The following is a 2,588-nucleotide window of genomic DNA, read 5'->3' as shown; positions in this document are numbered from 1 at the left end:
GCCTTGAACAATGTTAGGAATAAGATTTTAGCACGGAGTTTTGCAGTGATTAAGAGAGGAACACCATTTGTTAATGTAGCAGCCACAACTTATTAAAAAAAATAGTTGTTTTTTACCTTGGAATACGTATAACCGTCAGTTACGGATAAATATACGAAGTTTTTCGGTTTAGCACAGACGTTAGCAATTCCGAGTGGATTCGGACGTAGTCGAATCCGCCGTAATTGCGGTTATACATTGTTGTGTAACGTTTTTTTATTCAGTTTTTCATTTATTAATATCAGTCCGAGAATTATTAAAAGTGCAAAAATTGATGAAAATGAAAATGCACCTTCAATATTTTCCTCAAACGGTTTTTTAAAAGATTCCAATAATACTATTTCTCCAAAACCTCCAATAACCCACATTGTCAATTCGTAAATCAGAAATGCTACTATTAATGAAGTCAGTTTTTTTCGCAATCCAATTATCCGTTTTCTAAATATCAAAACAAGAGTAATTTCAATTCCGAATACTATTAGCAAAACTATTCCAACAAGAAAAGGTGTCATTCCAATGTCTCCTCCAGGTAATGTTGATTGGGAAATCCAAATCATAAAAAAAGTCATTGTCAGAATTGGATAAATCAGACAATAAACTATCATTTCGTATTTATTCAGATTGTTCATTCAAATGTTACACAACGTGTTTCTTTAGTTTGTAATAAATAACTTTAGATAGAAAAAGAGGAGAACTATAACGTGTTTTAGAATCACGCTCCTTTACACGTACGAGTCCTCTCTTTCTATATAGTTGCCAAGAACCATTTGGAATACCAGGAGTCAAAATCTCCCGATAAAGGAAGTAGTTAAGGCAATATATTTATTCACTCTAAATGTAAAAATATGAAAAATTACAAAGAAGTCGTAGGAATCGATGTCTCAAAAAAAACAATAGATGCCTTTTGTTATCAAGCAGAAGAGCATAAGGAGTTTATTAACGATGTAGTAGGTTACAAAAGTCTATTAAAATGGGTTTCAAAGTATAGCAATACAATTGACGTTTTTTATTGTTTTGAGAATACAGGCTATTACTCATTAAAATTAGCCCTTTATTTATCTAGTCACTCTATAGTTTATGTAGAAGAAAGTCCTTTAAAAATAAAACGTTCATCGGGAATTGTAAAAGAAAAGACAGACAAGCTTGATGCAGCTTTAATAGCACGTTATGCTTGGCTTTATAGAGAAGAATTGGAGCCAAGTACCGTAAAAAGTATGTCTCATTTAGAGCTTGGAAGACTATTAGCTTTACGGGATCAATTAGTTAGAAATAATGCAGGCCTTAAAGGCACTTTAAAAGAAATGAAAATACTTTTATCTAGTCCAACCACAGATTCTGGTTGCATAAGCTTAAAACGCAGTATAGCCTATTTATCTAAGCAAGTAAAAGCAGTAGAGCATAGGATAAAAGAGATTATTTCTCAAGAAGAATCGATGCAGAAAAATTATGAATTATTATCGAGTTTAAAAGGCGTAGGTTTAGTAGTTGCAAGTCAATTAATTTACCATACAGGAAACTTTACACGCTTTGCAAGTTGGCGTGCTTTTTCTAGTTATTGTGGAACAGCACCATTCGAGCATCGTTCTGGAACCAGTATCTATAAGCGAAAACAATGTCATTATTTAGGTGACAGGAAAATGAAAAGCTTATTAAGTATGGCAAGCGTTTCTGCAATACAACATGATAGTGAATTAAGGCAATATTATAAGCGAAAAATAGCCGAAGGAAAAGATAAAATGTTAGCTGTAAACAATGTTAGAAATAAACTAATAGCAAGAGCTTTTGCTGTAGTGAAAAGAGGAACACCTTATGTTGTTTTACAACAGCATGCAGCTTAAAAAAAAACAGAATATTTATTAGGAATTAATCTTGGAATACGTATATGGTTTGTTGCGTGTTTTAAGCACCTAATTTAGCAAATAAAAACCGAATAGAAAATCCGCGAGGATTTTCGTAAGTAGGCTAGAACTAGCAATAAATTATATACGGTGTGCCCGTTGCACAAGTCTTGCTAAATATACAGAAATTTCGTATATTTAATAATGCAAGGCACAAAAATATTTCAAGAAAAGCTGTTCTCACAGTTTCAGTTAAGCGAACGCGTACCAGAGCACAATTTCTACAGACGATTAAAAGAGGTTCTAGACCTAGAATTTCTATATAAGCTCACGTGCCCATATTATGGGGATAGCGGACAAAAAAGCATCGACCCTGTTGTATTCTTTAAGCTATGTTTGGTTGGTTATTTAGAAAATATAACAAGCGACCGTAAGCTTATATCACATTGTAGCATGCGTTTGGATATCTTGTATTTTTTAGGCTATGATATCGACGAAGAATTACCGTGGCATTCTACTATAAGCCGTACACGCCAACTATTTCCAGAAGCGGTATTTGAATCTGTTTTCACAAAAATATTTGGGCTATGTGTCTCGGCAGGTATGGTTGCCGGCCATACCCAGACCATAGATTCCGCACCTGTAAAGGCGAATGCTTCTATGGATACTTTAGAACTGAAAGTACCAGAAGAGGATTTAGAAGGGCATCTT

Annotated in this window: 3 protein-coding genes; 2 read left to right on the top strand and 1 reads right to left on the bottom strand. The window is 33.9% G+C overall.

The genetic code is table 11. The features are described from left to right. Positions 1-230: 230 nt before the first annotated feature. Positions 231-596 carry a hypothetical protein gene (locus J1D01_RS17290; protein WP_421151755.1) on the bottom strand — a complete coding sequence of 122 codons (366 nt, stop codon included), beginning with the start codon at positions 594-596 and terminating at the stop codon, positions 231-233. A 288-nt stretch (positions 597-884) separates the two neighbouring features. Here J1D01_RS17290 and J1D01_RS17285 point away from each other — a divergent pair, with 288 nt between their 5' ends. Beyond that, the gene (locus J1D01_RS17285) at positions 885-1,877 is read left to right on the top strand and encodes an IS110 family transposase (RefSeq protein ID WP_421151754.1); all 993 of its coding nucleotides are present in this window, start codon (positions 885-887) and stop codon (positions 1,875-1,877) included. 204 nt (positions 1,878-2,081) lie between these two features. Further along, the coding region (locus tag J1D01_RS17280; RefSeq protein WP_421151753.1) for a transposase at positions 2,082-2,588 on the top strand (507 nt) is incomplete at its 3' end.

Origin of the sequence: Seonamhaeicola sp. NFXS20, from assembly GCF_049132085.1 — a bacterium.
GTDB lineage: Bacteria > Bacteroidota > Bacteroidia > Flavobacteriales > Flavobacteriaceae > Seonamhaeicola.
The sequence above is the reverse complement of the archived record's forward strand: the minus strand, read 5'-3'. Positions and strand labels throughout refer to the sequence as shown.